Raw genomic sequence first — 26,672 nt, forward strand, 5'->3', positions numbered from 1 at the left:
GCATGGCGAACCGGCGCGGGCTGCAGCTCGACCTCGACTACGCCGCCGCGGCGCAGCTGGTCTTCGAAGCCTATCTCGACTTCCTCACCACCCCCGTGGACCCGGCGGAACGCCGCGACCCGAAGAACTTCGCGGCCTGGAACGCCGCCGGCCGCTCCGCCATGGCGCATATCGCCGACATCGAGAAACGCGCGGAGGCGGCCGGCAACCCGGCGCAGGTGGACGCCGTCGGCGCGATCCTCGCCGAGGCGCGCCGCTGCCTCACCGACGATGCAACCGAAGAGCAGGAGGACCCCGATGGCGACCCAGGAGGCGACGCCTGACTTCCTCGAATCCGCCTGGATCTGGAACCACGTCCAGGGCCAGCCGACGCCGGCGCCGCATCGCCGCATCGCCCGCTGGCTGCAGGCGCGGCAGGATGCGCAGGACCACCGCCTGCTGCTGATGGCCTTCCGCGGCTGCGGCAAGTCCACCATGGTCGGGCTGTTCTGCGCCTGGCGCCTGCTGCGCGAGCCCGACACGCGCATCCTGGTGCTGGCCGCCGACCAGGCACTGGCGGTGAAGATGGTGGCGCAGGTGCGGCGCATCCTAGAACGCCACCCGCTCTGCGCCGGCCTGCGCCCGAGCGGGCCCGGCGACTGGGCGATGGACCGCTTCACCGTGCAGCGCCGCGCGGTGCTGCGCGATCCGTCCATGCTGGCGCAGGGGCTGACGGGCAACATCACCGGCGCCCGTGCCGACCTCATCATCTGCGACGACGTCGAGGTCGCCAGCAACTGCGACACGCCGGCGAAGCGGGAGGAGCTGCGGGCGCGGCTGGCGGAATGCGAGTTCATCCTGGTGCCCGGCGGCACCTTGCTGTTCGTCGGCACGCCGCATTGCGCCGAGACGATCTATGCCGCGCCCGGCGCCGAGGACGCCCTCCTGCAGGGCTACCGCCGCCTGGTGCTGCCGCTGCTGGACGCGAATGGCGAGAGCGCCTGGCCGGAACGCTTCACCCCTTCGGGTATCGAGGCATTGCGCAGCCGGGTCGGGCCGCTCGCTTTCGCCCGGCAGATGCTGCTGCAGCCGGTTGCCGCGGCGGCGCTGCGGCTCGATCCCGCGCTGATCATCCGCTACGCGGAGGAGCCGGAATACAGGGAGGCCGGCGGGCGGGCGCAGCTCTCGCTGCTCGGCCGGCGGCTGCTCTCCGGCGGCGGCTTCTGGGACCCGGCCTATGGCCGGCCGGGCATCGGCGATGCCAGCGTGCTGGCCTGCGTCTATGTCGATGGCGAGTCCAACAGCTACCTGCATCGCCTCGCCTATCTGACGCACGACCCGGACAGCGCGGTGGATCCGGCGACGCAGCAATGCCAGGCGGTCGCCGGCGTGCTGCGGGACCTGCTGCTGCCGGTGGTGCGGGTCGAGACCAACGGGCTCGGCCGCTTCCTGCCGGCGCTGCTGCGGCGGGAGCTGGCCCGTGCCAACGCCCCCTGCACGGTGATCGAGCATGCCAGCCGCCGCGCCAAGGCCGAGCGCATCCTGTCCGCCTTCGACCCGGCACTCGCCGGGCGCCGGCTGCACGCCCATGCCGGCATCTTCCGCACCCGCTTCGCGGCGGAGATGGCGGCCTGGCGGCCGGATGCGGCCAATGGCCGGGATGACGCGCTGGACGCGGTGGCCGGCTGCCTGCTGAACGAGCCGGTCCGGCTGCCGCAGCTGCCGCCGGCGGTGCGCGGGATGCCGTGGCGCGGGGTGTGACAGGAGGGAAGGTTGGGGAGGGAAAAGTATTCCCTCCCCAAGCCCCACCCTTCCTTTTTGTGAGTCTGGCATTCGCCGCGCGGTGGCTGCCAGACTCAGAAAAATAGATGAGGGGTCCGGGGAGAATACCTTCTCCCCGGCCTTCCTACTCCTGCCGCAGCACCTCCCGCGCATGCCGCGCGGCGCCGTCCGCGGTCATCTCCCAGCGCCCGTCCTCGCGCCGCCGCGCAAGGCCCATGGCGTCGAGCCGGGCCAGGCAGGGCCCGTCCTTGAGCCCATCCGGCCGGCCCGGCGGCCCCACCAGGGTCAGCCGGTGCAGCGCCGAGCGGCAGCAGCTTTCCAGATAGGGCTCGTTCCACATCGTCACGGTTTTCGCATCGTCCCGGTCGCGCATCCCCGCAGGGTGGGCGCGCCGGGCCCACCCTTCAAGGAGACCCGCCATGCAGATCGAGCCGACCTGGTGGATCACGGCGATCGAGGCGCCGATCGTCGCCGCCCTGTTCCACATGCTGCACGGCCTGCGCCGCGACATGCAGGACCGGATCGAGCGCAGCGACCAGCGCGAGAGCGAGGTAGTCACCCGCACCCGCGACGAGCTGGCCGAGTTCAAGCTCGAGGTCGCGCGCGCCTATGTGCCGCTCTCCCTCATCCGCGACGTGGACCAGCGGCTGTCGCAGCACCTGCTGCGGATCGAGTCGAAGCTGGAGGAGGTGCGGCGCTGCACCCAGGTGCCCGCCCGCAGCCGCGGCGTGGTGGGGGAGGACGTGGCATGACCGCGCCCGAGATCCTCGCGCTGACCCTGCGGGCCGAGGCCGGCGACCGGCCGGTGCGGGCGATCGAGGCGCTGGCCGCGCTGGTGGTGAACCGGGCGCGGCAGGCGGGGCGGGATGCGGCCGACCTGGCGCGCTTCGCCCCGGGCGCCACGGCCGGGGAGGCCTGGCCGGCGCTGCTGGCGCGGGCCTGCCGGGCGCCCTTCCTGTTCGGCTGCTGGATGCCGCGGCACCCGCGGCGGGCGGCGCTGCTGGAGGCGGCGCGCGCCGAGGATTCGGCGCTGGCGATCTGCCGCCGCGTCGCGGTGCGGGCGGTGGCCGGCGCGCTGCCGGACCCGACGGAAGGGGCGACGCATTGGCATGCGGCGGAGGTGCTGCCGGGCTGGGCGCTGGGGCAGGTGCCGAGCGCCGAGATCGGCGGGTTGGTCTTTTACCGGCTGCGGTAAGGTTGGGGAGGGAAACAGGTGTTCCCTCCCCAAACCCCACCCTTCCCTTTTGTGAGTCGGCTGCCGCCGCGTGGCAAATGCCAGACCCGGAAAAATAGATGAGGGGGTCCGGGGAGAATACCTTCTCCACCGGCCTTTCTCACCCCAAGGCCAGCGCCGCCGCCACCCGCCGCGCGAAGGCTGCCGGGTCGCGCGGCACATCGCCGTCCTGCACCCGCGCGAGGTCGAGCAGCAGCCCGGCCGTCTCGCCCAGCAGCGGGTCGCCCGCCGCATTCGCCGCCAGCCTGGCGATCAGCTTGTGCCGAGGGTTCACCTCCAGCACCGGCAGCGCCCCGCCGGTCTCCCGGCCCGCGCGGCGCAGCAGGCGCTGCATCTGCAGGTCGGGGCCGTATTGCGGCGCCGCCAGCACCACGGCGCTGTCCACCAGCCGGTCGGTGGCGCGGACCTCGGAGACCTGGTCCTTCAGCGCCTCCTTCAGCAGCGCCAGCAGGGCGGTGACGTCGGCCGCCTCGCCCGCCGCCTCGCCGCCCGCGACCTTCGACAGGTCGACCGTGCCCTGGGTCACGCTGCGGACCGGCTTGCCCTCGAACTCGGTCAGCCGGTCGGGCCAGAAGGCGTCGATGTGGTCCGACAGCAGCAGCACCTCGACGCCCTTGGCGCGGAAGCCCTCAAGCTGCGGGGAGGCGGCGAGCGCCGCAGCGTCGTCGCCCGAGAGGATGTAGATCGCCTCCTGCCCCTCCTTCATCCGGGAGACGTAGTCGGCCAGCGAGGTCCAGCCCTCGACGGCCGAGGAGCGAAGCGCAGCAGCGCGGCGATGTCCTTGCGGTGCTCGGCATCCTCGAAGATGCCCTCCTTCAGCACCGGGCCGAAATTCCTCCCAGAACTTGGCGTAGTCCTCCGCGTCCTTCGCCCGCGTCTTCAGCTCGGACAGCACGCGGCTGGTGACCGCCTTGCGGATGCGGGCCAGCACCGGCGTCGCCTGCAGCATCTCACGGCTGACATTCAGCGGCAGGTCCTCGGTATCCACCACGCCATGGACGAAGCGCAGCCAGGGCGGCAGCAGCGCGGCTTCCTCGGTGATGAACATGCGGCGGACATGCAGGCGGACGCGGCTCTCGCGCTCGCCCTCCACGGCCTGGAAGGGCTTCATGCCGGGGACGAAGAGCAGCGCGGCGAAGTCGAGCATGCCCTCCGCCCGCCAGTGCAGCGTCGACCAGGGGGTGTCGAAGGCGTGCGCGACGTGGCGGTAGAACTCGGCGTACTGCTCCTCGGTGACGTCCGACTTCGCCTTCCGCCAGAGCGCGGTGCCCTCGTTCGCCGGCTCGTCCTGGCCGTCCCGCGCCACGGTGATCGGGATGGCGATGTGGTCGGCCCATTTGCGGATGATCGTCTGCAGCCGGAAGGGCTCGAGGAATTCCTCGGCATCGGCCTTCATGTGCAGCACGATGTCGGTGCCGGCCTCGGCCCGCTCGGCCGGGGCGAGCGTGTAGTCGCCCTTCCCTTCCGACGCCCAGAGCCAGGCCTCCTCCGTGCCAGCGCGGCGCGAGGTCACCTCGACCCGGTCGGCGACCATGAAGGCGGAATAGAAGCCGACGCCGAACTGGCCGATCAGGCTCGGCTTGTCGGCGGCCGGCGCCTCGGCCAGCGACTTGGCGAAGGCCAGGGTGCCGGACCGGGCGATGGTGCCGAGATGCTCGACCAGCTCCGCCTTGCCCATGCCGATCCCGGCATCGGAGATGGTGAGGGTGCGGGCTTCCTTGTCCGGCAGGATGCGAAGCTTCGGCACCTCCGGCAATGCCAGCTCCGGCCTGGTCAGCGCCTCGAACCGGCGGCGATCGACGGCGTCGGCGGCATTGGCCACCAGCTTCGCGCAGGAAGATCTCGCGCTCGGAATAGAGCGCGTGCACCACGAGATCCAGCAGGCGCCCGACCTCGGCGCCGAATTCATGCCGCTCCACGGTCTCGCTCACGGTGTTCCCCCAACAGGTGACGTCTGAAACGAGGGGCGATATGCGGGAGCCCTGCCCGGCTTTCAACCGGCACGGAGGGTCAGCGATGGACGCGACGATCTACACCATGGTCCGTGCGGCGGACTGGCGGCAGGCCGAGCGGACCGGCGAGTACCACGGCAGCGCCGACGACCGGCGCGACGGCTTCCTGCATTTCTCGGCGGCCGGCCAGCTGCGCGCCAGCGCGGCGAAGCACCGGGCGGGGGAGGCCGACCTGCTGCTGGTGGCGGTCAAGGCCGCGGCGCTCGGCGCGGCGCTGCGCTGGGAGCCGGCGGGCAGCCGGCCCGGGCTCTTCCCGCATCTCTACGGTGCGCTTCCGCTCGCCGCGGTGGCCAGCGTCACGCCGCTGCCGCTCGGGGCGGATGGGCGGCACGTGTTTCCGGTGGAGATTCCCTAGAGGCCCCGTCTTCCCGGCTTTGCCCGCACCCGTCCCCTACCCCTCCAGCAGCGCGGCCACCGTCGCCAGCGGCATCGGCCGCCCCAGATGGTAGCCCTGCGCCTCGCCGCAGCCGGCGCCGCGCACCATCGCCAGGTGCTCCGGCCCCTCGACCCCTTCGGCCGTCGCCGTCATCCCCAGCTCGGCCGCCAGCCCGGCGACCGAGCGGACGATCGCCAGGCAATCCGGCCGTCCCACGGCGTCGCGCACGAAGGACTGGTCGATCTTGATCTTGTCGAAGGGGAAGGTGCGGAGATAGCCGAGCGAGGCATAGCCGGTGCCGAAATCGTCGAGCGCCATGCGCACGCCCATCGCCCGCAGCTCCCGCAGGCTGGCCAGCACCGCGTCGTTCCGCTGCAGCAGCACGGATTCGGTGATCTCCAGCTCCAGCCGCTGCGGCGCCAGGCCGGCGGCCTCCAGCGCCTCCCGCACCACGCGGGCCACCTCGCCGCCGACGAACTGCACCGGCGACAGGTTGACCGCCACCTTCACATGCGCCGGCAGCCGCGCCGCATCGGCGCAGGCCTGCCGCAGCACCCATTCGCCAAGCGGCAGGATCAGCCCGGTCTCCTCGGCGATCGGGATGAACTCCGCCGGGGAGATCGGGCCGCGCCCGGGATGGGTCCAGCGCAGCAGCGCCTCGAAGCCGGTCGGCCGGTTCTGCTTCAGGTCGAAGATCGGCTGGTAGGCCAGCGTCACCGCGCCGGTGCCCAGCGCCTCCCGCAGGTCGGCATGCAGCAGCAGGCGCGTCTCGCGCTCCGCCGCCATGGGCGGGGCGAAGAAGCGCAGGCCGCCGCGCTCCTCCGCCCGGGCGCGGAACAGCGCCAGGTCGGCATGCCGCAGCAGCGTCTCGGGCTGCGGCATGGGCCGGTCATGCTCGGCCACCGCGATGCCGATGGTGACGCCGATGCTGGCGCGGTACTCGCCGAGCAGGAAGGGGCGGGTCAGCGCCTCCCGCACCCGCCGCGCCATCCCGGCGGCCCGGCTGCGCAGCGTCTCGCCGGCCAGGGCGCCGCACAGCAGCAGGGCGAATTCGTCGCCGCCCAGCCGCGCCGCCAGGTCGTCCGGCTCAAGGCAGCGGTCGAGCCGCCCGGCCGCCTCCTGCAGCAACGCGTCGCCCACCACATGGCCGAGCGCATCGTTCACCACCCGGAAGCCGTCGAGGTCGAGCGAGAGCACGGCGACGCCGCGCTTCGCCTCGACCGCCTCGACCAGGCGTTCCTGGAAGGCGGCACGGTTCGGCAGGCCGGTCAGCGTGTCATGCAGCGCCAGGTGGCGGATGCGCGCCTCGGCCGCCTTCCACTCGGTGATGTCCTCGAAGACGATGGCGATGCCTTCGCCCAGCCGCATGGTCTGGCTGCGGATCCAGAGCACGCCCTTGGGTACCTCGAAGCGGGCCTCGCGCCGTAGCGGCTCGCCGCTGGCCAGCACGCGGGCATAGCCCTCGATGATCTCGCCGCCGCGCGGGTCGCCGCGCAGAAGCGCCCGCAGCGAGGCGCCCTGCATCTCGATCCGCTGGTGGGAAAACAGCCGGGCCGCCTCCGGATTGGCGTAGTCGAGCGTGAAGTCCACCACCCGGCCGGTGGCGTCGCGCACCGGCAGGCCGACCATGAAGCCTTGCGGGGAGACTTCCTGCGCGGCGCGGAAGCGGGCCTCGGTGACGTCCCGCGCCGCTTCGGCGGCCTGCAGGTCGGAGATGTCGACCAGGACGTTCACCGCGCCGGTCAGCCGCCCGGCGGCATCCCGCAGGGGGCTTGGAAAGGGCGCGATCGCCACCCGGCTGCCGTCCGGCCGTTCGCCGAAGGCCCAGCGGCCACTGACCGGCCGGCCTTCCCGCAGGCAGGTGGCCGTCGCGGTCTGGTCGTGCGGCATGGGCGTGCCGTCCGGGGCGAACAGCCGCAGGGACCCGCACCAGAGCGTCTCGCCGAGCGGCGGCGCATAGCCCCAGAGCCTGGCCGCGGCCGCGTTGTAGAAGGTCAGCCGCCCGGCGGCGTCGACGGTGTAGACGGCGACCCCCAGCGCCTCGATCAGCGCACGCTCGCGCTGCGCCACGAGCTCGCATTCCGCGCCCGGGCAGGGCGCCAGGCCGGGCCGGAAGGCGGCCAGCGCGGCGGCGGACAGGCCGTCGGTCACGGCTGCACGGCGGGGGCCCGGGTCGCCCCGGCGGCCAGCGGCGCACATGTCCTGGCGCGAGACATCGTTGCTCCTTGATCCGTATCTCGGCCGGCACAGCGGGTTCGGCGAGGATTGGTCGGATAATAGTCGCTCGATCGTGAACCCGTATATTCGAATCCCTTAGCCCTTGCCGAGTTCGGTCGCCGCTGTGGCCGGGCTGCTCAGGGCGGGGCCGGCAGCCGCACCGGGGCCAGGCCGGCGGGCTCCGCCCGCCGCGCCCGCTCGCTCATCACGCAGGCGAAGACCACCACCGCACCGCCCAGCAGCGTCGCCGGGTCCGGCGCGACACCCCAGAGCCCGAGATCGAGCCCGACCGAGACGGGCAGGGCGACGAAGCCGTAGGGGCCGAGGCGGGCGGCATCGGCATGCCGGTAGGCGGCGGCGGTCAGCACCACCGCGGTGCCGGCGAGCAGCCCGTTGAGCCCGAGCCGCGCCAGGTCGACCGGCGGCGCCGGCACCCAGTTCAGCGCGGCCATCGGCCCGAAGACCAGCAGCCCGACCAGGCCGGGCCAGAGCACCACGCCGACCAGGCCGGGCTCGTCCCGCAGCCGGCGGTTGACGGTCTGCGACACGGCGAAGGCGAGGGTGCCGAGCAGGACGGTCAGGTAGCCGGCCAGCGGCCCGGCCCCGCCGCCGAGCTTCGGCGCCACCGCCAGCAGCACCCCGCCGAAGCCGGCCAGGCACCAGAACCAGGCGGCGCGCGGCACCGCTTCCCGCAGCACCAGGGCGGACAGGGCGAGGGTGATCAGCGGCGCGGTGAAGAAGACCAGGTAGCCGGCGGCCAGCGGCAGTTGCCGGAAGGCGAGGAAGAAGCTGGCGGCCGAGATCATCATGGCGAGGATGCGGAGGGCATGCAGCCCGGGCCGCCGCGTGCCGAGCGGCCCGCCGAAGCCGGGCCGGATGGCGCGGGCGGCGAGGAAGGCCGGGACCAGGACGGCATAGCGCAGGAAGATCACCTGCCCGACGCCATACTGGCCGGAGAGCAGCTTGCTGTTCGCGTCCAGCAGGCTGAACAGCACGATGCCGGCCAGCAGCAGCGCCGGTCCCTTCACGCGGTATCCTCCCGGTCCTTGATGGGCGAGGTCGGACCCCGCGGGACTGTCGCCAGGGTATCGCAGAAGCGGCGGGGCTTGCCGAGCCTCGGCGGCGCGGGAGTGGGTTGCGCCGCAGGCGCACGGGACCAGATGCGCCGCCGGGGCAGTCGGCCCGCGGCGGGCCAGGAGACGGGTTCCCTTGGCCCCCGCATCGGGCATTCACCCCGGCGATGACCCCTCGCCTCGCCTCGGCCCTGATGCCCCTGATCCGCAGCCTGGACGCCGAGACGGCGCATGGGCTGGCGCTGCGCGCCCTCAATGCCGGCCTTGCCGGCGCCGACCGGGGCGAGGACGACCAGGTGCTGGCGACCAGCGCGCTCGGCCTGCGCTTCCGCAACCCCTCGGCCTCGCGGCCGGCTTCGACAAGAATGCCGAAGCCGTGCTGCCGCTGATGCGGCTCGGCTTCGGCTGCGTCGAGGCCGGCTCGGTCACGCCGCGGCCGCAGTCCGGCAATCCCCGGCCGCGGATGTTCCGGCTGGAGGAGGACCAGGGCGTCATCAACCGCATGGGCTTCAACAACGCGGGGCTGGAGTCCTACCGGGCCCGTCTCGCCGCGCTGCCGCGGCCGCTGCCGGCGGTGCTCGGCGCCAATATCGGGGTGAACAAGGAAGGCGCGGAGCCGCGCCGCGACTACCCCGCGCTCTATGCCGCGCTGGCGCCGCTGGCCGACTACGTCGCGGTCAACGTCTCCTCCCCCAACACGCCGGGGCTGCGCGACCTGCAGGGGGAGGCGGCGCTGATCGGCATCCTCGAGGCCATCGCCGCCGTGCGCGGCACCGGAGGCCTGCCGCTGCTGGTGAAGATCGCGCCCGACCTGGCCGGGGACGCGCTCGGCCCGATCGTCGAGGCCTGCGTGGCGCATGGCGTCGCCGGGCTGATCGTCGCCAACACCACCCTCGCCCGGCCGGCGACGCTGCGCAGCCGCCACCGCGCCGAGGCCGGCGGCCTGTCCGGCCAGCCGCTCTTCGAGCGCTCGACCGAGATGCTGCGGCAGGTCTACCGGATCTCGCGCGGGCGGCTCACCCTGGTCGGGGTGGGAGGCATCGCCTCGGGCGCGCAGGCCTATGCGAAGATCCGGGCCGGCGCCTCCCTCGTGCAGCTCTATGCCGGCTTCGCCTATGCCGGGCCGGCCCTGGTCCCGCGCATCAAGGCCGAACTCGCCGCGTTGCTGAGGCGCGACGGCTTCGCCCGGGTCGGCGACGCGGTCGGCGTCGATTGCTGAAGGAGAGAGAGTTGGACATCCTCGACGGCATCGCGCCGATCGCCGACCGCTACGACGGCTACGTGCTTGACCTCTGGGGCGTGGTGCATGACGGCAAGCGGCCCTATCCCGGCGTGCCGGAGGCGCTGGGCGCGCTGAAGGCGCGCGGCAAGCGCATCGTCTTCCTGACCAATGCGCCGCGCCGGGCCTGGTTCATCCGCGAGATGCTGGACCGCATGGGGCTCGACCGCGGGCTCTATGACGGGATCATGTCCTCGGGCGAGATCGCCTGGCGGATGCTGCGGGAGAAGCGCCATCCCTGGTTCGCCCGGCTCGGCCCGAAGGCCTTCCATATCGGGCCGGAGCGCGACCTCTCGGTGGCCGAGGAGGGCGCGGCGGAGCTGGTGGCCGATGCGGCCGAGGCCGACTTCCTGCTGAACACCGGGCCGGACCCCGACCGCGGCTCGCATGACGCGACGCGCTACATGCCGGCGTTGCAGGCCGCGGCGCGCTACCAGCTGCCGATGGTCTGCGTCAACCCGGACCGCCACGTGATGGTGGGCGGGGAGCGGCTGATCTGCGCCGGCGCGCTGGCCGACCTCTACAAGCCGATGTGCGGCGACATCTTCGAGGTCGGCAAGCCCGACCCCGCGGTCTACGACCCGGTGCTGGAAATCCTCGGCATCGCCGACCGCCGCCGGGTGGTCGCCATCGGCGACACGCCGCATACCGACCTCGCGGGCGCGCAGGCGGCGGGGCTCGACGCGCTCTGGGCGCTGACGGGACTTGCCGAGCACGAGCACGGCGACAATCCCGCGCCCGAGGTTTTGCGTCAGGTGGCGCTGCGCGAGGGGGTCGAGCCGATCGCCGCGATCCGCGCGCTGCGCTGGTAGCCTGGGCGCGAAGGCCCCGGGCGGGATCCGCCCGGGGCTGGGGTCACGCGGCCCGCCGGCCGGTCAGACGATGTTCCAGTCGTTGCCCGGGTTGCTCACGTTCGGCACCGCCACCAGCGTGCCGCCCGACATCTGCAGCAGCGTGATGGTGCCGTCGAAGCCGCGCAGCAGGATGTCGTCGGTGCCGTCGCCGTTGTAGTCGCCGGTGTACTGCACCTCGGTCCTCGGCCCCGGCGTGCCGACCGTGGTCAGCGTCCCGCCGAACAGGTTCCAGTCGGTCAGCGTGCCGTCCTCGGCGCGCAGCAGGATGTCGTTGTGCCCGTCGCCGTTGAAGTCGCCGATGCCGACCGGCTGGAGCGTGGCGCCGGGATTGCCGATGACGGCCTGCGACAGCAGCGTGCCGCCGTTCATCAGGTACTCGGTCAGCGTGCCGTCCGCCGCGCGCAGCAGGATGTCCGCCTTGCCGTCCGCGTTCAGGTCGCCGGTGCCGACGACCGACAGCGCATTGCCCGGATTGGCGAAGCTGGCCGCGGCCTCGATCGTGGTGCCGTTCATCTGCCAGATGCCGAGCGTGCCGTCGGCATTGTGCAGCAGGATGTCGGCCCGGCCGTCGCCGTTGAAGTCGGCCACGCCATCGACCCGCCAGCTGGCGCCGGGGGCGCCGATCACGCCCTCCACCGGCGCCGCGCCGCCGTTCAGCTGCCAGGACCGCAGCGTGCCGTCGGCGCCGCGCAGCAGCACGTCGCTGCGGCCGTCGCCGTTGAAGTCGCCTTCCCCGGCCACCTCGTAGCCGGGCGGCGGGTTGCCGAGGACGGCGGCGCCGCCGACGGTCGAGCCCACCATCATGTAGTTCACCAGCGTCCCGAAGGAGGTCTGGAACAGGATGTCGGCATTGCCGTCGCCGTTGAAGTTCGGCGCATGCTGGGCGAAGTACACCGGTGGCAGCGACTGGTAGATGATGTCGTTCGGGCCCAGCGCGCTGACCCCCGCCAGGAAGGCGAGGTCGAAGGTGCCGGGGTTGTAGAAGACCGCCAGTCCCTGCACGCCGAGCAACGTGGCGGACTGCACGCTGATGCCCGCCGGCGTCACCCCGCCGGCGAATTGCAGCTTGTCGACGCCAGGGGTGAAGTCCTGGACCCAATCCTGCCCGTCGCCGGGGGAAAAGGCGAAGGTATCGGCGCCGGCCCCTGCCACCAGAAAATCATCGCCGCGGCCGGCAATGATCAGGTCGCCGCCACTGCCGGCAGGCAGCCCATCCCGAAATGGCGTCCCCAGGACTATCGCCATGCGTCATCTCCCCTTTGCCCATGACCGTGCGATCGGCGAAAGACGCCACCGCTCGGGCTTGGGAACGCCCGAGCGGCGCTTCCGATCCATCGCGACGGGCAGCGCCAGCGGTGGAAGTGGCTCAGTCCTCGGCTTCAGCCGCGACCGGCATGTCGCGCTGGTTGATCAGGATGACGAAGGTGGCGCTCGCCATGAGCGCGAGGGCGGCGACGTCGCCGAGATGGTAGCCCAGCCCGACCTGGGCGCGGGCAAGCACGGCAAGGCCGGCCAGGACGGCGAGAAGCCCCGCCCAGAGCCACAGACGGCCGGTGGACGAAGCGGTGGGACGGGCGACGGTCTGCGGCGCCATGCGGGCGTTCCTTCCTTTGGCTGAAGGGCCCCAGTTTGGCAGCCATGCCGGGCACCAGAAGGCGCCCGGCGGCTCAACTCGGCGGGAGGATCAGGCTTGGTCGTCCTCCTCCGCCGCCGGATGGACCAGGCCCTTCTGGCTGGCCAGGATCATCGTGGTAGCGCCGAACATGGCGCCGAGCGTGATGATCTCCGCTAGGTAATAGCCCTTGCCGAAGCTGGCGCTGGCAACCATCGCCAGCGCGGAGATGCCGAGGCCGACGACCGTCCAGAGCCAGAGGTTGCTCGCGACATGGCCGGTGATGCTGTTGTACATGGGGTGCCTCCCGGTTGGAGCACGCCCTGCGGAACGGCCTTGCGCCGCCGGCACGGCCGGTGCTCGCCGCGATCATGCGCCCCGGCCGGTCGATCCGCACATGACATTAATCCCATTTTCGACGTCAGGCGCCGAAGCCGAAGCGGCTTCCCGTGGTGCAGAGCACGAGCGTCTGCGGCATCTCCCGCTTGGCGGCTTCCAGGAATTCGGCCCGCTGCAATGCATCGGGAAGACATGGTCGATGTCCTGGCGCTTCAGCTCCGCCATGACGCGGTCGAGATAGTCCTGCGGCGCCGGGGCCAGGTGGAAGCCGCCGACCAGGGCGTGCACCTTCTCGATTCCCGTCACCTCCCGCGCCCGGCGGAGCGTGTTGAGGATGCCGGCATGGCCGCAGGAGGTGACGACCACCAGGCCGCGACCCTTCAGGTTGTAGCAGGTGGCGTGCTCGTGCAGGTGCTGGTCGGGCACCGGCTGGCCTGCCAGCTCGGCCGGGGTGAAGTGGTGCTCGGCGTATCTCGAGACGTCGCAGCCGGCGCCGTCCTGCTGGCCGAAGATCACCGAGGTGTTGGGCAGCACGCGTTCCTGGCTGACCCGGGGGATGATGCCGGTGGTGAAGGCATGGCCCTCGATCACCTGGGGGTCCTCGCTCGGCACCGGGGTGACGCGGGCGGCGGCCAGCATCGACCGGTCGAGCCGGCCGAAGCTGGCGAAGGCGCCGTTGCCGGCCGGCGAGACGCGCTGGCAGAAGGCGTCCTCGCCGCCGAGATACAGCCGGAGGTCGGCTTTCATCTGCGCCCGGTGCTTGTCGAGGAAGCCCTCCAGTCCGCCGAAATGGTCGAGATGGCCGTGGCTGGCGACCAGGGCATCCAGGGTGGCGGGGTCGAGGCCGAGCAGCTCGAGGTTGTTGTTCAGCGTCTCCCCGGTCCAGCCGAAGTCGAGCAGGATGCGCCTGGTCTCGCTGCCCCGGGTCGAGGCCATCCAGAGCGAGAGGCCCCATTCGCTGCGTAGCACCCGGCGTTCCTGCGCGCCGCGGAAGCCGCGCACGCGCTCGATCCGCACGCCGGGCACCTGGGCGCCGCTGATGAAGATGTCGTGGTTGCCGTCGGTGACCACCTGGATCGAGAGGCTGTCGACCTCCGGCGCCTCGATCCGCGGCGTCGCGGCGCCAGCGGGGAAGCCGGTGCAGGCGAAGGCGGCGGCAGCGGCGGAGCCCTGCAGCAGGCGGCGGCGTGGGATCATGGCGTGGTTCCTCCGTCGCGCAGCCTGCGCGCGGGGAACCGCGGCGGCTACGGCGCCGCGCAGTATGCGCGCGGGGAAACCGCGGCGGCTACGGCGTTGCGAAACCCGGCAGGAAGGGCCGTGCCGCGAGGAACCCCTCCGCGGCCTGCAGCACCAGGCCATCCGCCAGCCGCGGCCCGGCAAGCTGCAGCCCCACGGGCAGGCCGGCGGCGGTCCGGCCGCAGGGGACCGAGACGGCCGGCCCATGCGACAGGTTGAAGGGGTAGGAGAACTCCGCCCAGACCAGCCAGTCCCAGGCATGGTGGTCCCAATGCGGCGGGCGCTGCAGCCCGACCGGGAAGGCGGCGACGGAGGCGGCCGGCGTCGCCAGCAGGTCGAAGCCCGCTGTCGTGAACCAGTCGTTCACCGCCGCCGCATAGGCGATGCGGCGGCCCTGCGCGGCAAAGCCGTCCATGAAGGAGAAGTCGCGGTAGTCCTCGGTGCAGGCGACCAGGCCGGGATCCATCTGCGCCGCCTGCGTGGCATCCTTCGGCAGGAAGGGGCGGTAGGCGGCGCCCCAGATCCGTCGCTCCAGCGCCGGGCCCTCCGGCCCCCAGGGCGGCGTCACCTGCTCGACCGTCGCGCCGGCGGCTTCCAGCTGCTTCACCGCCGCCTCGACCAGCGTGGCGACCTCGGGGTCCACCTTCGCGTGGCCCAGATCGGGGCTGTAGGCGATGCGCAGGCCGCGCACCCTGCCGGGCGGCACCTCGGCCGGGAAGGTCTCGCCGAGGGTGGTGTGGTCGAGCGGATGCGGACCGGCCATGACCGAGAACATCAGCGCCGCGTCGGCGACGCTGCGGGTGATCGGCCCGGCATGGGAGATGGCGCCGTTGTTCGGGTGCGGCACGTAGGGCACCCGGCCATAGGTCGGCTTGAAGCCGACCGCGCCGCAGAAATGCGCGGGCAGGCGGATGGACCCGGCGCCGTCGGTGCCGAGATGCAGCGGCCCGCAGCCGGCCCCGGCCAGCGCCGCGGCGCCGGAGGACGACCCGCCCGAGGTCACGCCGTGCTGCCACGGATTGTGCGTCGCCCCGGTCAGCGGGTTGTGGCTCACCGCGGTCCAGCCATGCTCGGTGCTGGTGGTCTTGCCGAGGATGATGGCGCCGGCGGCGCGCAGCCGGGCGACCAGCGGCGCGTCGGCGGTGGCGGGCGTCGCGTCCGAGAGGCGGGAGCCGCGCCGGGTCGGCAGGCCCTCGACCGCCTGGATGTCCTTGATGGTCACGGGCACGCCGTGCAGCGGGCCGAGCATGGCGCCGCGCGTCACCGCTTCCTCCGCGGCCCGCGCCGCGGCGCGGGCGCGCTCCGCATCCAGCGCGGCGAAGGCGTTCAGCCTCGGCTCGCAGGCGGCGATGCGCGCCAGCACGGCCTCGGTGATCTCGACCGGCGAGGCGCGCCGCTCGCGCACCATCGCCGCCATTTCCACCGCCGAGGCGGTCGCCAGCTCGTCAGTCGGTCGTGTCGCCATAGAGCCTATGGTGGCTCTCCAGCATGATCTCGTCCAGCCGGCGTCCGTCACGGAAGCCGGCGAGGCCGGGCGGATAGGCGACGCCCTTCGGCATGCGCGGGCAGGGCTCGGCGGCGCCGATCACCTGGGTCACCGGGAAACGCGCGGCATAGATCGGCAGGGCGTAGTCCTCCTCCTCGTCGCCGACGCCCTTGGCGCGCACCTTGGCCGCGGCGCTCTCGATCTCCATGCCGACCACCATGGTCGCCTTCAGCTCCTGCGTGGTGCTGGGGCGCAGCTCGGCATTCCGGCCGGGGTAGAAGCGGTCGATCATCGCATCCAGCGCGCGCGCCTTCTCCTCGAGGTCGTCGATGATGTGGGCGGTGCCGAAGCACATGGCCGAGCGGTAGTCGACCGAGTGGTTGAAGCCGCAGCGGGCGAGGACGAGGCTGTCGAGATGCGAGACCGTCAGGCAGACCGGCAGGCCCGGCTTCTGCGTCCGCAGCATCCGGCTGGCCGAGGAGCCGTGCCAGTAGAGATGCGTGCCCTCGCGCCAGAAGGCGGTCGGCGTGCAATAGGGCAGGCCGTCGATGACGTAGGCGATGTGGCAGAGCATCGCCGGATCGAGGATCGCATGCACGGAGGCATGGTCGTAGCGGGCCCGCTCGTGCAGGCGGCGGACCTTGTTGCGCTCGGTGACGGGGTAGGAGGCGTCGGACATCGGGGTACCCGGCAGGTTGGACAGGCTGCCGTTTCGCATGGATGATTGGACCGGCGCGAGGGCCAATCCCGGCCATCCCCGCTGGTCCATTGCCGATCCGATGACCGAACCGGCCGAGCTGCTGCTCCCGGGCCTCGACCGCGCCGGCACGGTGCCGATGCTGCGGCAGCTCTACCTGGCGCTGCGCGGCGCCATCCTGGCCGGTGCCCTGCCGCCGGGGGCGCGGCTGCCCTCGACCCGGGCGCTCGGCGCGCAGCTCGGCCTTGCCCGCAACACCGTGGTCGCGGCCTATGACCAGCTGCTGGCCGAGGGCTTCGTCACCGGACGCGCAGGCGCCGGCACGCATGTCTCGGCCGAGCTGCCCGAAGGGCTGGAAGCCGCGCCGGCGCCGCCGCCCGCGGCCCCTGCCGCGGTGCCCGCCTCCACCCTGCGCTTCCGCCCCGACCCGGCCTCGCCGCAGCCTTCCACCCGGCCCTTCAACACCGGCCGCACCGGCTGGGACGAAAGGTCCCAGGCGGTCTGGCGCAGCCTGACCCTGCGGCGGCTCGGCACGCCGGACCCGGCGCTGTTCGGCTATGGCGACCCGCAGGGCGCGCGGCCGCTGCGGCAGGCGATCGCCACCCATCTGCGTGCCGCCCGCGCGGTGCGCTGCGACCCCGACCAGGTGGTGGTCACGGCCGGGGCGCAGCAGGCGATCGACCTGGTGCTGCGGGTGCTGCTGGAGCCGGGCGAGGCGGTCTGGGTGGAGGATCCCTGCTACCCCGCCCTGCGCGCGGCATTGGCCGCGGCGCGCGCCGGCATCGTCCCGGTGCCGGTCGATGCCCAGGGGATGGTGGTGGCTGCCGGCATCGCCGCGGCGCCCGGCGCCCGCCTCGCCTATGTCACGCCGTCGTCCCAGTACCCGATGGGCGTCGTGCTCTCCATGGCGCGGCGGCTGGAGCTGCTGGCCTGGGCCCGCCGCGCCGATGCCTTCGTGCTGGAGGACGACTACGACAGCGAGTTCCGCTATGCCGGCCGCCCGCTGGCCGCGCTGCAGGGGATCGATGACGCGGGCCGGGTGATCTATGTCGGCACCTTCAGCAAGGTGCTGTTTCCCGGCCTCCGGCTCGGCTACGCGGTGCTGCCGCCGGCGCTGCTGGAGCCGGTCCGGGCGGCGCGGCTGATGGTCGACTGGCACCCGGCGGGCCTCGCCGAGGGCGTCGTCACCGATTTCCTGGCGGAGGGGCATTTCGCCCAGCACCTCCGGCGGATGCGGCTGCGCTACCGCGCCGGGCGGGACGCGCTGGTGGCGGCACTGGCCGAGCACGCGCCGATGCTGGCGGTGGAGCCACCGGACCAGGGGCTGAAGCTGCTGGCCCGGCTGCCGGACGGGATGGACGACATGGCGCTGGCGGCGGCGGCGGAACGCCGCGGCGTGGTGGCCCGGCCGCTGAGCCCGATGTTCCTGGTCGCGCCGCCGGTCCGCGCCCTGCTGCTGGGCTTCTCCGGCCACGAGCCCGGCGCGCTGCGCTGGGCGGCGCGGGCGCTGGGCGTGGCGCTGCGGGACTGAGGGCGCCTCGCCCGGCGGCGGCGCCGGCCGCGCCTCAGCCCTGCATCAGCTTCCGCGCATTGGCCCGCACCCGCCGATGCGCCGGGGCCATCGCCGCCTCGTAGACCGCATGGCCCGTCTGCCCCGCCAGCATCGCCTGGCTGGCCGCCATGGCGCCGGCCGTGAAGGCCTTCTGCTTCTCCAGCACGTAGCCGGTCAGTCGCGCCTGGGCCTCGGCCGGCTCGGTCCAGAGCTGCATGCTGCGGAGGGTGAAGACGAAGGCGGTCTGCCAGGCAAGGGTCGCGGTGGTGAAAGGATTCAACGCCTGGTCTCCGTACGGGTCGGCGAACAGAGCAAGGGCCGGGCTGCGGAGTTCCCGCAACCCGGCCCAGTATAGTCTCCCTGCCGTGAGCCGGCAGGGATTTTCCGCCGCCGATCCTACAGCGCGGCGAGGACGGTCTCGGCCTTGCTCACCTCGAAGGCGCCCGGCGCCTCGACCGCGACATGGGTGACCTTGCCGTTCTTGGCCACCAGCACGAAGCGCTGGCTGCGGATGCCCAAGCCCCGCGCGACCAGGTCGAGCTCGAGGCCCATCTTCTTGGTGAAGTCGGCGCTGCCATCGGCCAGCATCATCACCTTGTCACCGACGCCCTGGTCCTTGCCCCAGGCGCCCATGACGAAGGCATCGTTCACCGCCATGCAGGCGACGGTATCGACGCCCTTGGCCTTCAGCGCGTCGTAGTTCTGCACGTAGCCCGGCAGGTGCTTGGCCGAGCAGGTGGGGGTGAAGGCGCCGGGGACGCCGAACAGCACGACGGTCTTGCCGCCGAACAGCTCCTCGGTGCTGATCTCCTTCGGGCCCTCGGCCGTGCCCTGCATCAGCTTGGCCGACGGGATGCTGTCTCCGACCTGGATCGTCATGGCTTGGTCCCTCCTCCGCGTTGCGGTCCTTCGCCATGTAGTGGCTTCCGTGGCTCCTGTCACCGCGAGCGGCCCCGGCGCGAATGCCGCCGCCGGTGGCGGTTGTGACAGGTTGCGGCGCAAGGGTCCGGATGCTTGCGCCCCGGCCGCGACGCCGCCATCTTCGATGCATGGCAAAACGCGTGCGACCCGGAACGATGACGCGCTCCTCCCGCAGGGAAGGCTATCTCGGCGGGCAGGTCCTGATCGCGATGCCCAGCCTGCAGGACCCGCGCTTCTCCCGCACGGTCATCTGCCTCTGCGCCCATTCGCCGGACGGGGCGATGGGCATCGTGCTGAACAAGCCGCTGGAGGGGCTGTCCTTCGACGAAGCTGCTGAAGCAGCTCGGCCTGCAGCCGGTGCCGCCGCAGCGGCGCATCCGGCTGTTCCAGGGCGGCCCGGTGGAAGGCGGCCGCGGCTTCGTGCTGCACACGCGGGACTGGTCCAACGACCAGTCGCTGCCGGTCTCGGACGACCTCGCGCTGACCGCCAGCGTCGACATCCTCTCGGCCATCGCCGGCGGCGGCGGCCCGCGCGAGGGCATCCTGGCGCTGGGCTATGCCGGCTGGGGCCCCGGCCAGCTGGAGGACGAGATCCAGGCCAATGCCTGGCTCTCCGTCACCCCGGACGAGGCGCTGCTGTTCGGCGGTGATGGCGACGCCAAGTGGCTGCAGGCCATGGCCAAGCTGAAGGTCGACCCGGCCCTGCTCTCGGGCGCCGCCGGGCACGCCTGAGGCCCCCGCCGGGCGGCTGTGCGCGCCGGCACAGGTCTGTAGAATACGATATGCCAAAATGGCGCTGCCGGCTTCCGGCAGGAGGACCACGCCATGCCCGACCCACAGATCGCGGCGCTCGCGCAATCCCTGACGCAGGCGAATGCCCGATGGCAACCGCGCGTCACGCCGCTCACCACGCTGCCCGAGGACCAGCTTCGCCGCAGACTCGGCGTCGTCGTCGACCAGGCCTCGCTCGCCGCCGCCATGGCGCCGCGCCAGGCCCTCGCCGCGCTGGCGTCGCTGTCCTTCGACCCCGCGGTCGACTGGCGCAACCGCGGCGGCAAGAATCACATCACGCCGGTGAAGGACCAGGGCGGCTGCGGCTCCTGCGTCTCCTTCTGCTGCACGGCGCTGGTCGAGGCGATGGCCTCGATCGAGCACGGCGCGACGCTCGACCTGGCCGAAGCCGACCTGCATTTCTGCTCCTCGCACGGGGCGAGCTGCGGCGGCTGGTGGCCCGACCAGGCGCTCGGCCAGATCCAGTCGCGCGGCATCCCGGACGAGGCCGCCTTCCCCTATGCCACCGCCTTCGAGGGCCCCGGCGGCGCCCCGGTCTGCCACACCGCCGCCGACCGCAATGCCCGGGCGGTGAAGATCACCTCCTTCGGCAGCCTGGCCGATGCGGCGGCGCGCAAGCACCATCTCTCGACGGTCGGGCCATGCTCCGCCGTGCTGCATGTCTTCACCGATTTCTTCTCCTATGGCAGCGGCGTCTACCACCATGTCTCCGGCAAGGAGGAAGGGCTGCATTGCGTCGAGGTGATCGGCTATTCGGAAGCCGACCGCTGCTGGATCTGCAAGAATTCCTGGGGGACCGGCTGGGGCGATGCCGGCTTCTTCCGCATCGCCTATGGCGAATGCGGCATCGACGGCGAATTCCCATTCTTCTGGGGCACCGGCACGGTGCTGCCGGCGCATCGCGGCTGGTCGGGCTGGGTCCCGCTCGGCGCCCCGCAGGGCGGCTTCATTGGCGCGCCGCCGGTGATTTCGCGCAACAACACGGTCTGCAACATCTATGTCCGCGGCGCCGACAACGCGCTGTGGCAGCGGGCCTGGTTCAACAATGCCTGGCATGCCTGGGGCCGGCACAACGACGGCGGCGTGCTCGCCTCGGAGCCCGCGCTGGGGTCGATGGGGCCGGACCACGAGCATGTCTTCGTGCGGGGGACCGACAACCAGGTCTGGCAGAAGTTCTGGACCGCGGAGAAGGGCTGGTCCGGCTGGTTCGCGCTGGGCGCGCCCCCGGGTGGCTTCCAGGGCGCGCCCTCGGTGATCTCGCGCAACGGCAGCGTCTGCAACATCTATGTCCGGGGCGCCGACAACGCGCTGTGGCAGAAGGCCTGGTTCAACAATGCCTGGCACGACTGGGGCCGGCACGACGACGGCGGCGTGCTGGCCTCGGAGCCCGCGCTGGGGTCGATGGGACCGGACCACGAGCATGTCTTCGTGCGGGGGACCGACAACCAGGTCTGGCAGAAGTTCTGGACCGGGACGAAGAGCTGGTCCGGCTGGTTCGCGCTGGGGGCGCCGCCCGTCGGCTTCCAGGGCGCGCCGGCGGTGATCTCGCGCAACAACACGGTCTGCAACATCTATGTCCGCGGCACGGACAACGCGCTGTGGCAGAAGGCCTGGTACGACAATGCCTGGCACGACTGGGGCCGGCACAACGATGGCGGGGTGCTGGCCTCGGAGCCCGCGCCCGGCTCGATGGGCCCGAACCACGAGCATGTCTTCGTGCGGGGCACCGACAACCAGGTCTGGCAGAAGTGGTGGAATGGCTGAGCCCACCAGCATGATCCTCGACCTCGCGGTCGGCGAGGTCGGGGAGGTGCCGCTCGAGCGCTACGGCACCGCGGGCTATGCCTGGGAGGTGCTGCCGCCGCCGCCCGGCCTGGCGCCGCCGGAGATCGTGTCACGGGGCGGCGGCGCCGGGGGCATCGGCGCCGCCAACCTCGAGACGCTGCGGCTGCGCGCCACGGCGCCCGGCGAGCATCTGGTTGTGCTGCGGCTGCGCCGGCCCTGGGAGAGCACGGCGGTGCGCGAGTTGCGCATCACCGTGCGGGCGCGGTAGGGCGGGCCGCCGCAGGTCGGCCCGAAGCTCGCAGCGGCAGTCCCGGCAGGGCCGCCCCGGCGGTGTGCGGGAAATGGACACCGAATCCCGCGTGCGCGCGGGGCGGCCATGGTCCAGCCTGCCTCCGCCACCTCGTGACCGTGGGATGGACCGGTGATTCCCCATGCGCAGCGCGGGTCGCCCAGGCGGCCCGCCGGATATCCGGCATGACCGCGCACCTGGAAAATTGGGCGGGGGCATGCGCTGCCCTCATCGGCGCGGTCTTCGTGCAGCTTACCGTGCAGATAGTCCTGATGCGGATCTTCGTCGAGCATCACGACAGCAGGGCCAAAGCGGTCAGCCGCGGCCAGGCGCGGCTGCGACCGCTCCGGAGCCTGAGCCTGTGCACGGTCTTCGTGCTCCTCCTCGGGCATCTCGCGCAGGCGTTGCTCTGGACGTTCCTCTACCTGGTCCTGGGCGAGTTCCGCTCCTTCGCGGACGCCGCATATTTCTCGCTGGCGAGCTACACGACGGTGGGCGCCGCGGAACTCGAGCTGTCCCGCGGGCATCGCGTGCTCGGCGCCCCTCGAGGCGGGCACGGGAACGCTGATGTTCGGCTGGTCCACCGCGCTGCTGGTCGCCCTGGTCGGACGCACCCGTATCTGAAGCGGATCGCCGGACGGCAGACCTGCCAGGAGGCGTGACCCTGCTTCGCGAACGACAAGCCAGGGCAGCGCGCCTCCGGGCGCACGCCCTCCCACCATCCGCCCTACCCCCGGCCCGCCGGACCGCCCGCAGCGCCAGCTGCGCGCCGAGCGCCCCGGCCAGCATCCAGGCCCCGGTGGCGATGCCCGCGCCGCTTTCCGTCACCCCCGCCAGCACCGTCGCCAGCGCCCCCGCCCCCATCTGCAGCGCGCCGATCAGGCCGGAGGCGGTGCCCGCCAGCATCGGCCGCACGCTGATCGCCGCCGCCACCGCGCTCGGCTGGGTCATGCCGTTGCCGATCGCCACCAGCGCCATGGGGATGAAGAAGCCGAGCAGGCTGGGCGGCGCCAGCAGCGGCAGCGCCAGGGCCAGGGCGCCGGCCGCGACCGTGATGCCGCTGCCGATCCGCAGCATCCGCCCGGTGCCGAGCCGGCCGACCAGCCGCGCCGCGGTGAAGGTGCCGCTCGACCAGCCGACCGAGACCAGCATCATGGCAACGGCATAGGTGGTGGGCGCATGGCCGAGCCCCTGCACCACCACCACCGGCCCGCCCGCGGCGAAGGAGAAGAACATCGAGGTGGCGCAGGCGGTGATGCCGCAATAGGCGCGGAACACGGGCACGCGCAGCAGGGTCCGGTAGGCGCCGAGCAGCCCGCCGAGCCCCGGCAGCGGCGCCGGCTGGGCCAGCGTCTCCGGCAGCCTCGCCCGCACCGCGACCAGCAGCGGCAGGCCGAAGACCAGGCAGGACAGCATGGTGGCGCGCCAGCCGAAATGCTCGTGCAGCAGGCTGCCGATGATGGGGGACAGCATCGGCGCCACCGCCATGGCGGTGCTGACATAGCCGAGCACCGCCGCCGCGCGGTCCCGCGGGTAGCTGTCGCGGATCATGGCGCGGCCGAGCACGAGCCCGGCGCAGCTGCCGACCGCCTGCAGCACGCGGGCCACGATCAGCCAGGCGGCGGTGGGCGCCAGCGCCGCGCCGACGCTGCCGACCAAATAGATGCAGAGTCCGGCCAGCAGCAGCGGCTTCCGTCCGTAGCGGTCCGACAGCGGGCCATAGACCAGCTGCGCCAGCGCGACGCCCACCAGGTAGAGCGTGAGCGTCAGCTGGATGGTGGCGTAGGGCACCGCCAGCGCCACCGCGAGCATCGGCAGGCTGGGGATCAGGATCTGCATGGTGAAGGGGCCGAGCCCCGTCATCGCCACCAGCAGGACGATGGAGGGGCTTGGGCCTGGCCGCCGGGGCGAGGGCGGCGACGGTGTCGTCCGGAAGGTCGCGTGGGCTCACGCCGCGGGTTCTAGGCCGTATGCCGCAGCGGAGCCAATCACGCTGGCCCCGGCGCCAGGGGAAGCGGCCGCCTTCAGCCCACCATGCCGAGCGCCGCCCGAGGGCCGCCGCGTTGGCGCAGCGCCAGCGCGGCGAGGATTGCCAGCGCCGCCAAGTTGGCGGCGATGCCGACCCGCCAGGCCACCGCATAGCTGCCGAAGCCGTCATACAGGAAGCCGGCCAGCCAGGCTCCGGCCGCCATGCCCGACAGGCTGAGGAAGAGCAGGCACGGCACCCGCCAGGCGGCCTCGGCGGCCGGGAACAGCTCCCGCACTGCCAGTACATAGGCCGGGACGATCCCGCTGAAGCCGAGGCCGAAGAGCCCCGCCACCAGGAACAGCCCGGCCTCGTCCTGCGTTGCCAGGAACGCCACCATGCCTGCGGCCTGGAAAAGGTTGCCGGCCAGCGCCGTATTCAGCCCGCCGATCCGGTCCGCCACCCAGCCCCAGGCCTGCCGCGCCAGGAAGGCCATGGCGAGCAGCAGGGACAGCATCAGCGCTCCCTGCCGCGCGGCGATGCCGAGATCGCCGCAGAAGGCGACCAGATGCGCCGCCGGCATCGCCATCGGGATGCAGCAGAGGAAGGAGGCGACCGCAAGCAGCAGCAGCGCGGCATTGGCCGGCAGGCCGAGCACCCGCCTGCCCGCCGGCGGCCCCGCCGCCGCGCTGCCCGCGGCCGGCAGGGCGGGCGGCGGCCGCAGCCAGGCGGCGATCGGCATGATCACCACGGCCGTCAGCAGCCCGTAACCCAGCATGGTCCGCTGCCAGCCGAAGCCGGCCACCGCCCGCTCGAAGAGGCTCGGCCAGAGCGCGCCGGCGACATACTGGCCGGAGGAGACCAGGGCGATCGCGGTGCCCCGCCTGCGGTCGAACCAGTGCGAGACATGCGTCATCAGCGGCGCGTAGAGCGCCCCGTTGCCGAGCAACCCGACCAGCAGCCCGTAGCCGAGCACGAGCTGCCAAGCGGCGCCCCCGGCGGCCAGGGCGCAGCCAGCGGCGATCATTGCTCCGCCGAGCAGGCTGGTGAGCCGGGCCGAGCTGCGCCCGGCGATCCAGCCCATGCCGATGCCGCCCAGCCCGGCGCCGAAATAGGCCGCCGAGGCGGCGAGCGAGGGACCGCCCGCACCGCGCCCAGATCCTCGGCGATAGGCACCAGCGCGACGACGAGCAGCTGCGGCGCGCCGAAGGAGACCGAGAGGATGGCGGTGGCGGCAATGGCGGTGATCCAGGCGGCCCTGCCGTCCACCGCCCGGTCCACGACGGGCCGGCTCCCCATGGGGATTCCTGGCTCGCCGCCGCCAGTCCCGCCCGCTGCCTGCATCACGCCGTCCCTCGGTCGGAGGGCATCAAGCCATGCCAACGGCGCCCTGCCCAGGCCAGCGCCGCAGGGAAATGCCAGTCACCAGACACAACCAGAAGACGAAAACACCACCTCTAGTTGCAGCTTTGCCTGAAGCGAACAAATTCCTTTGATGCATCAACTCAAAACTTGGTATGTGTCTCCGAGCTTCTCTACCTAATGGTTTTACCGAACCAACTTGATTTACCTTTGCTGACCCAGCATCGCTCGCGCCTGGGCCCTGCCTGCCGAAGAATCTCCCGGAGAGTACGCATGCAAGTCTACCTGATTGGCGATGACGGTCCGAACCTGCTGGACGGCAGCGCCTATACCTCGCACGACACCGTGGTGCTCCGTGGCTTCGGCGGCGACGACACGCTGATCGGCGGGGCCGGCCCCGACCGGCTGGTGGGTAGCGACGGATACAACACGCTTTATGGCGGGCTCGGCAACGACAAGTTCTTCGTCTGGCCCAACCCCTTGGAATTCAATACGGTCTTCGGCGGCGGCGGCAATGACATGCTCGTCGTCCAGATGACCGCGGCACAGTACCGCATGCCGGCGATCCGGGCGGGCCTCTCGCAACTCGACCACTTCATGACCCATGACGCCGCCAATCCGGACGCGACCTTCACCAGCGACGCCCTGCACCTCACCTTCACGCAGATTGAGGAGGTACAGGTCCGCGTCGACAGCGTGCTGACGCCGATCACCAAGGTGGTGCCCGGCCCCTTCGAGATCTACTTCGAGAATGCGGCGGCGAGCTACGCCGGCACCGACTACACGCTGGCCTCCCGCTGGGCGGTCAACGGGGCGAATTTCGTCAGCGGCGACACCTTCGGCTCCGTATCCCGCGACTGGCGGATGGTCGGCAGCGCCGACTTCAACGGCGACCTGAAGTCGGACGTGCTCTGGCAGAACCAGGCGACCGGCGACGTCTCGGTCTGGACCATGGACGGCAACACCTTCCTGCACGGCGCCACGGTAGTGTCCTGGCTGGCCGGCACGGATTGGAAGGTCTTCGGCACCGGAGACTTCGACGCCGATGGGCGCGCCGAGATCCTGCTGGCGCGGACCGTGTCGGACGCCCTCGGCAACCCCTATGCCGACCTCTCGCTGGTGAAGCTCTCGGCGGATGGCCAGAGCTTCGTCGCCGCCATGGACATCCCCAAGGCCGAGACCGGCTGGCAGGTGGTCGGCATCGGCGACTTCAATGGCGATGGCAGTTCCGACCTGCTCTGGCGTGCCGCCAACGGCTATGTCTCGATCTGGGAAATGAACGGCGGCAGCTACCTGCACGGCGATACCATCTCCTGGATCGACGCCCATTGGTCAGTCGTCGGGACCGGCGACTTCAACGCCGACGGCTATTCGGACATCCTCTGGCGCAACGACGACGGCCGCCTCTCGGTCTGGGAGATGGAAGGCATGGCGGTGAAGGCCTCCCGGACCCTCTACTACAATCCCGGCCCCGACTGGGTGGCCGCGGGCATCGCCGACCATGATGGCGACGGCAAGTCGGATATCGTCATGCGGCACGTCCCCATCGCCGGGAGTGCCACGACCGCGCTCGAGGTCTGGACCATGGACGGGCTCGACATCGTCTCGGTCGGCCACCTCGCCGACGTCTCGAACGACTGGCAGACGGTCTGACCCGAAGCGGGCATCCCCTGCCGACCGAGCCTGGGGTCCGATCGACCGGCCTGCGCCCCGGCCGGCTGGCGCAGATCCCGGCTAGGTGAAATCACCTGACCGGGCGAAGATGCCTGCAGGATCAGGATGCTGGAGTGGTTGCCGTGCGCCATGGCGAACGGAAGCCATTCCGGGGC

General features: G+C 72.1%; 26 protein-coding genes and 2 pseudogenes. 13 read left to right on the forward strand and 15 right to left on the reverse strand.

Annotation, left to right across the window (positions count from 1 at the left end; translation table 11 throughout):
* The first annotated feature begins 2 nt into the window (after positions 1-2).
* The gene (locus tag ACQ86J_RS14860) at positions 3-323 is read left to right on the forward strand and encodes a hypothetical protein (RefSeq protein ID WP_431271701.1); all 321 of its coding nucleotides are present in this window, start codon (positions 3-5) and stop codon (positions 321-323) included.
* On the forward strand, positions 298-1,740 hold the full coding sequence (terL, locus tag ACQ86J_RS14865; protein WP_431271702.1) for a phage terminase large subunit: 1,443 nt from the start codon (positions 298-300) through the stop codon (positions 1,738-1,740). Before ACQ86J_RS14860 ends, terL begins: the two co-directional genes overlap by 26 nt.
* Before the next feature lie 145 nt (positions 1,741-1,885).
* Here the strand turns inward: terL and ACQ86J_RS14870 are convergent, their stop codons facing one another.
* Entirely contained in the window at positions 1,886-2,101 is a 216-nt protein-coding gene (locus ACQ86J_RS14870; RefSeq protein WP_431272412.1) for a hypothetical protein, read from the reverse strand.
* A gap of 79 nt (positions 2,102-2,180) precedes the next feature.
* Here ACQ86J_RS14870 and ACQ86J_RS14875 point away from each other — a divergent pair, with 79 nt between their 5' ends.
* Complete coding sequence (locus ACQ86J_RS14875; protein ID WP_431271703.1) at positions 2,181-2,513, forward strand: hypothetical protein; 333 nt, start codon at positions 2,181-2,183, stop codon at positions 2,511-2,513.
* The gene (locus ACQ86J_RS14880; protein WP_431271704.1) at positions 2,510-2,956 is read left to right on the forward strand and encodes a cell wall hydrolase; all 447 of its coding nucleotides are present in this window, start codon (positions 2,510-2,512) and stop codon (positions 2,954-2,956) included. Before ACQ86J_RS14875 ends, ACQ86J_RS14880 begins: the two co-directional genes overlap by 4 nt.
* A 139-nt stretch (positions 2,957-3,095) precedes the next feature.
* On the opposite strand, the gene htpG is transcribed toward ACQ86J_RS14880, so the two are convergent.
* Entirely contained in the window at positions 3,096-4,817 is a 1,722-nt protein-coding gene (htpG, locus tag ACQ86J_RS14885; protein WP_431271705.1) for a molecular chaperone HtpG, read from the reverse strand.
* 194 nt (positions 4,818-5,011) lie between these two features.
* On the opposite strand from htpG, the gene ACQ86J_RS14890 reads away from it, so the two are divergent.
* Positions 5,012-5,362 carry a DUF952 domain-containing protein gene (locus ACQ86J_RS14890; protein WP_431271706.1) on the forward strand — a complete coding sequence of 117 codons (351 nt, stop codon included), beginning with the start codon at positions 5,012-5,014 and terminating at the stop codon, positions 5,360-5,362.
* A 36-nt stretch (positions 5,363-5,398) separates the two neighbouring features.
* On the opposite strand, the gene ACQ86J_RS14895 is transcribed toward ACQ86J_RS14890, so the two are convergent.
* Together ACQ86J_RS14895 and ACQ86J_RS14900 are read right to left on the reverse strand one after the other, a co-directional pair.
* Entirely contained in the window at positions 5,399-7,534 is a 2,136-nt protein-coding gene (locus ACQ86J_RS14895; RefSeq protein WP_431271707.1) for a putative bifunctional diguanylate cyclase/phosphodiesterase, read from the reverse strand.
* Between the two features lie 203 nt (positions 7,535-7,737).
* On the reverse strand, positions 7,738-8,628 hold the full coding sequence (locus tag ACQ86J_RS14900) for a DMT family transporter (protein WP_431271708.1): 891 nt from the start codon (positions 8,626-8,628) through the stop codon (positions 7,738-7,740).
* Positions 8,629-8,840: 212 nt separating this feature from the next.
* Between ACQ86J_RS14900 and ACQ86J_RS14905 the strand changes: the two are divergent.
* A pseudogene (locus ACQ86J_RS14905) lies at positions 8,841-9,892 on the forward strand (quinone-dependent dihydroorotate dehydrogenase).
* Between the two features lie 11 nt (positions 9,893-9,903).
* Positions 9,904-10,764, forward strand: a complete 861-nt coding sequence (locus ACQ86J_RS14910) for a TIGR01459 family HAD-type hydrolase (RefSeq protein WP_431271709.1) — start codon at positions 9,904-9,906, stop codon at positions 10,762-10,764.
* Positions 10,765-10,827: 63 nt separating this feature from the next.
* Here the strand turns inward: ACQ86J_RS14910 and ACQ86J_RS14915 are convergent, their stop codons facing one another.
* From ACQ86J_RS14915 to ACQ86J_RS14940, 6 genes are all read right to left on the reverse strand, one after another.
* Positions 10,828-12,051 carry an FG-GAP-like repeat-containing protein gene (locus ACQ86J_RS14915; RefSeq protein WP_431271710.1) on the reverse strand — a complete coding sequence of 408 codons (1,224 nt, stop codon included), beginning with the start codon at positions 12,049-12,051 and terminating at the stop codon, positions 10,828-10,830.
* 121 nt (positions 12,052-12,172) lie between these two features.
* A complete protein-coding gene (locus ACQ86J_RS14920; protein ID WP_431271711.1) occupies positions 12,173-12,400 on the reverse strand; it encodes a hypothetical protein in 228 nt (75 codons plus the stop codon).
* A gap of 90 nt (positions 12,401-12,490) precedes the next feature.
* Positions 12,491-12,715 (reverse strand): hypothetical protein, encoded by a 225-nt coding sequence (locus tag ACQ86J_RS14925; protein WP_431271712.1) that lies wholly within the window; start codon positions 12,713-12,715, stop codon positions 12,491-12,493.
* Positions 12,716-12,787: 72 nt separating this feature from the next.
* Positions 12,788-13,954, reverse strand: a complete 1,167-nt coding sequence (locus ACQ86J_RS14930) for an MBL fold metallo-hydrolase (protein ID WP_431271713.1) — start codon at positions 13,952-13,954, stop codon at positions 12,788-12,790.
* An 88-nt stretch (positions 13,955-14,042) separates the two neighbouring features.
* Positions 14,043-15,458, reverse strand: coding sequence for an amidase family protein (locus ACQ86J_RS14935; RefSeq protein WP_431271714.1), 1,416 nt, complete (start codon positions 15,456-15,458; stop codon positions 14,043-14,045).
* A complete protein-coding gene (locus tag ACQ86J_RS14940) occupies positions 15,439-16,158 on the reverse strand; it encodes a pyridoxamine 5'-phosphate oxidase family protein (RefSeq protein WP_431271715.1) in 720 nt (239 codons plus the stop codon). The genes ACQ86J_RS14935 and ACQ86J_RS14940 overlap by 20 nt, the downstream gene beginning before the upstream one ends.
* A 37-nt stretch (positions 16,159-16,195) precedes the next feature.
* On the opposite strand from ACQ86J_RS14940, the gene ACQ86J_RS14945 reads away from it, so the two are divergent.
* Positions 16,196-17,707, forward strand: coding sequence for a PLP-dependent aminotransferase family protein (locus ACQ86J_RS14945; protein ID WP_431271716.1), 1,512 nt, complete (start codon positions 16,196-16,198; stop codon positions 17,705-17,707).
* Between the two features lie 34 nt (positions 17,708-17,741).
* Here ACQ86J_RS14945 and ACQ86J_RS14950 read toward each other — a convergent pair whose 3' ends face one another.
* Positions 17,742-18,008: a hypothetical protein gene (locus ACQ86J_RS14950; RefSeq protein ID WP_431271717.1), complete on the reverse strand. Its 267-nt coding sequence runs from the start codon at positions 18,006-18,008 to the stop codon at positions 17,742-17,744.
* Between the two features lie 116 nt (positions 18,009-18,124).
* Positions 18,125-18,607 carry a peroxiredoxin gene (locus ACQ86J_RS14955; protein ID WP_431271718.1) on the reverse strand — a complete coding sequence of 161 codons (483 nt, stop codon included), beginning with the start codon at positions 18,605-18,607 and terminating at the stop codon, positions 18,125-18,127.
* Positions 18,608-18,858: 251 nt separating this feature from the next.
* Here ACQ86J_RS14955 and ACQ86J_RS14960 point away from each other — a divergent pair.
* The 4 genes and pseudogenes from ACQ86J_RS14960 to ACQ86J_RS14975 all read left to right on the forward strand — a co-directional run.
* Positions 18,859-18,924, forward strand: a pseudogene (locus tag ACQ86J_RS14960) (YqgE/AlgH family protein); the annotation flags it as partial.
* An 82-nt stretch (positions 18,925-19,006) separates the two neighbouring features.
* A complete protein-coding gene (locus tag ACQ86J_RS14965) occupies positions 19,007-19,381 on the forward strand; it encodes a YqgE/AlgH family protein (protein ID WP_431271719.1) in 375 nt (124 codons plus the stop codon).
* 93 nt (positions 19,382-19,474) lie between these two features.
* Entirely contained in the window at positions 19,475-21,205 is a 1,731-nt protein-coding gene (locus ACQ86J_RS14970) for a C1 family peptidase (RefSeq protein WP_431271720.1), read from the forward strand.
* Entirely contained in the window at positions 21,198-21,494 is a 297-nt protein-coding gene (locus tag ACQ86J_RS14975; RefSeq protein WP_431271721.1) for a protease inhibitor I42 family protein, read from the forward strand. The genes ACQ86J_RS14970 and ACQ86J_RS14975 overlap by 8 nt, the downstream gene beginning before the upstream one ends.
* 336 nt (positions 21,495-21,830) lie before the next feature.
* Here ACQ86J_RS14975 and ACQ86J_RS14980 read toward each other — a convergent pair whose 3' ends face one another.
* The 3 genes from ACQ86J_RS14980 to ACQ86J_RS14990 all read right to left on the reverse strand — a co-directional run bounded on the left by ACQ86J_RS14980 (position 21,831) and on the right by ACQ86J_RS14990 (position 24,780).
* The gene (locus ACQ86J_RS14980; RefSeq protein ID WP_431271722.1) at positions 21,831-23,378 is read right to left on the reverse strand and encodes a Bcr/CflA family efflux MFS transporter; all 1,548 of its coding nucleotides are present in this window, start codon (positions 23,376-23,378) and stop codon (positions 21,831-21,833) included.
* Between the two features lie 161 nt (positions 23,379-23,539).
* The gene (locus tag ACQ86J_RS14985) at positions 23,540-24,565 is read right to left on the reverse strand and encodes an MFS transporter (RefSeq protein ID WP_431271723.1); all 1,026 of its coding nucleotides are present in this window, start codon (positions 24,563-24,565) and stop codon (positions 23,540-23,542) included.
* Positions 24,505-24,780: a hypothetical protein gene (locus ACQ86J_RS14990; protein ID WP_431271724.1), complete on the reverse strand. Its 276-nt coding sequence runs from the start codon at positions 24,778-24,780 to the stop codon at positions 24,505-24,507. Before ACQ86J_RS14990 ends, ACQ86J_RS14985 begins: the two co-directional genes overlap by 61 nt.
* A 336-nt stretch (positions 24,781-25,116) precedes the next feature.
* Here ACQ86J_RS14990 and ACQ86J_RS14995 point away from each other — a divergent pair, with 336 nt between their 5' ends.
* Entirely contained in the window at positions 25,117-26,496 is a 1,380-nt protein-coding gene (locus ACQ86J_RS14995) for an FG-GAP-like repeat-containing protein (protein WP_431271725.1), read from the forward strand.
* The last annotated feature ends 176 nt before the right edge of the window (positions 26,497-26,672 follow it).

The sequence above is a fragment of the Dankookia sp. P2 genome (assembly GCF_050632255.1).
Taxonomy (GTDB): Bacteria; Pseudomonadota; Alphaproteobacteria; order Acetobacterales; family Acetobacteraceae; genus Paracraurococcus.

What these genes read in the sequence shown, in the direction of transcription:
- ACQ86J_RS14860 (WP_431271701.1), top strand. Translation starts at nt 3, where the DNA reads ATGGCGAACCGGCGCGGGCTGCAGCTCGACCTCGACTACGCCGCCGCG.
- terL (WP_431271702.1), top strand. Translation starts at nt 298, where the DNA reads ATGGCGACCCAGGAGGCGACGCCTGACTTCCTCGAATCCGCCTGGATC.
- ACQ86J_RS14870 (WP_431272412.1), bottom strand. Translation starts at nt 2,101, where the DNA reads ATGTGGAACGAGCCCTATCTGGAAAGCTGCTGCCGCTCGGCGCTGCAC.
- ACQ86J_RS14875 (WP_431271703.1), top strand. Translation starts at nt 2,181, where the DNA reads ATGCAGATCGAGCCGACCTGGTGGATCACGGCGATCGAGGCGCCGATC.
- ACQ86J_RS14880 (WP_431271704.1), top strand. Translation starts at nt 2,510, where the DNA reads ATGACCGCGCCCGAGATCCTCGCGCTGACCCTGCGGGCCGAGGCCGGC.
- ACQ86J_RS14890 (WP_431271706.1), top strand. Translation starts at nt 5,012, where the DNA reads ATGGACGCGACGATCTACACCATGGTCCGTGCGGCGGACTGGCGGCAG.
- ACQ86J_RS14915 (WP_431271710.1), bottom strand. Translation starts at nt 12,051, where the DNA reads ATGGCGATAGTCCTGGGGACGCCATTTCGGGATGGGCTGCCTGCCGGC.
- ACQ86J_RS14920 (WP_431271711.1), bottom strand. Translation starts at nt 12,400, where the DNA reads ATGGCGCCGCAGACCGTCGCCCGTCCCACCGCTTCGTCCACCGGCCGT.
- ACQ86J_RS14925 (WP_431271712.1), bottom strand. Translation starts at nt 12,715, where the DNA reads ATGTACAACAGCATCACCGGCCATGTCGCGAGCAACCTCTGGCTCTGG.
- ACQ86J_RS14930 (WP_431271713.1), bottom strand. Translation starts at nt 13,954, where the DNA reads ATGATCCCACGCCGCCGCCTGCTGCAGGGCTCCGCCGCTGCCGCCGCC.
- ACQ86J_RS14935 (WP_431271714.1), bottom strand. Translation starts at nt 15,458, where the DNA reads ATGGCGACACGACCGACTGACGAGCTGGCGACCGCCTCGGCGGTGGAA.
- ACQ86J_RS14940 (WP_431271715.1), bottom strand. Translation starts at nt 16,158, where the DNA reads ATGTCCGACGCCTCCTACCCCGTCACCGAGCGCAACAAGGTCCGCCGC.
- ACQ86J_RS14945 (WP_431271716.1), top strand. Translation starts at nt 16,196, where the DNA reads ATGGATGATTGGACCGGCGCGAGGGCCAATCCCGGCCATCCCCGCTGG.
- ACQ86J_RS14955 (WP_431271718.1), bottom strand. Translation starts at nt 18,607, where the DNA reads ATGACGATCCAGGTCGGAGACAGCATCCCGTCGGCCAAGCTGATGCAG.
- ACQ86J_RS14970 (WP_431271720.1), top strand. Translation starts at nt 19,475, where the DNA reads ATGCCCGACCCACAGATCGCGGCGCTCGCGCAATCCCTGACGCAGGCG.
- ACQ86J_RS14975 (WP_431271721.1), top strand. Translation starts at nt 21,198, where the DNA reads ATGGCTGAGCCCACCAGCATGATCCTCGACCTCGCGGTCGGCGAGGTC.
- ACQ86J_RS14980 (WP_431271722.1), bottom strand. Translation starts at nt 23,378, where the DNA reads ATGACGGGGCTCGGCCCCTTCACCATGCAGATCCTGATCCCCAGCCTG.
- ACQ86J_RS14985 (WP_431271723.1), bottom strand. Translation starts at nt 24,565, where the DNA reads ATGGGCTGGATCGCCGGGCGCAGCTCGGCCCGGCTCACCAGCCTGCTC.
- ACQ86J_RS14990 (WP_431271724.1), bottom strand. Translation starts at nt 24,780, where the DNA reads ATGGGGAGCCGGCCCGTCGTGGACCGGGCGGTGGACGGCAGGGCCGCC.
- ACQ86J_RS14995 (WP_431271725.1), top strand. Translation starts at nt 25,117, where the DNA reads ATGCAAGTCTACCTGATTGGCGATGACGGTCCGAACCTGCTGGACGGC.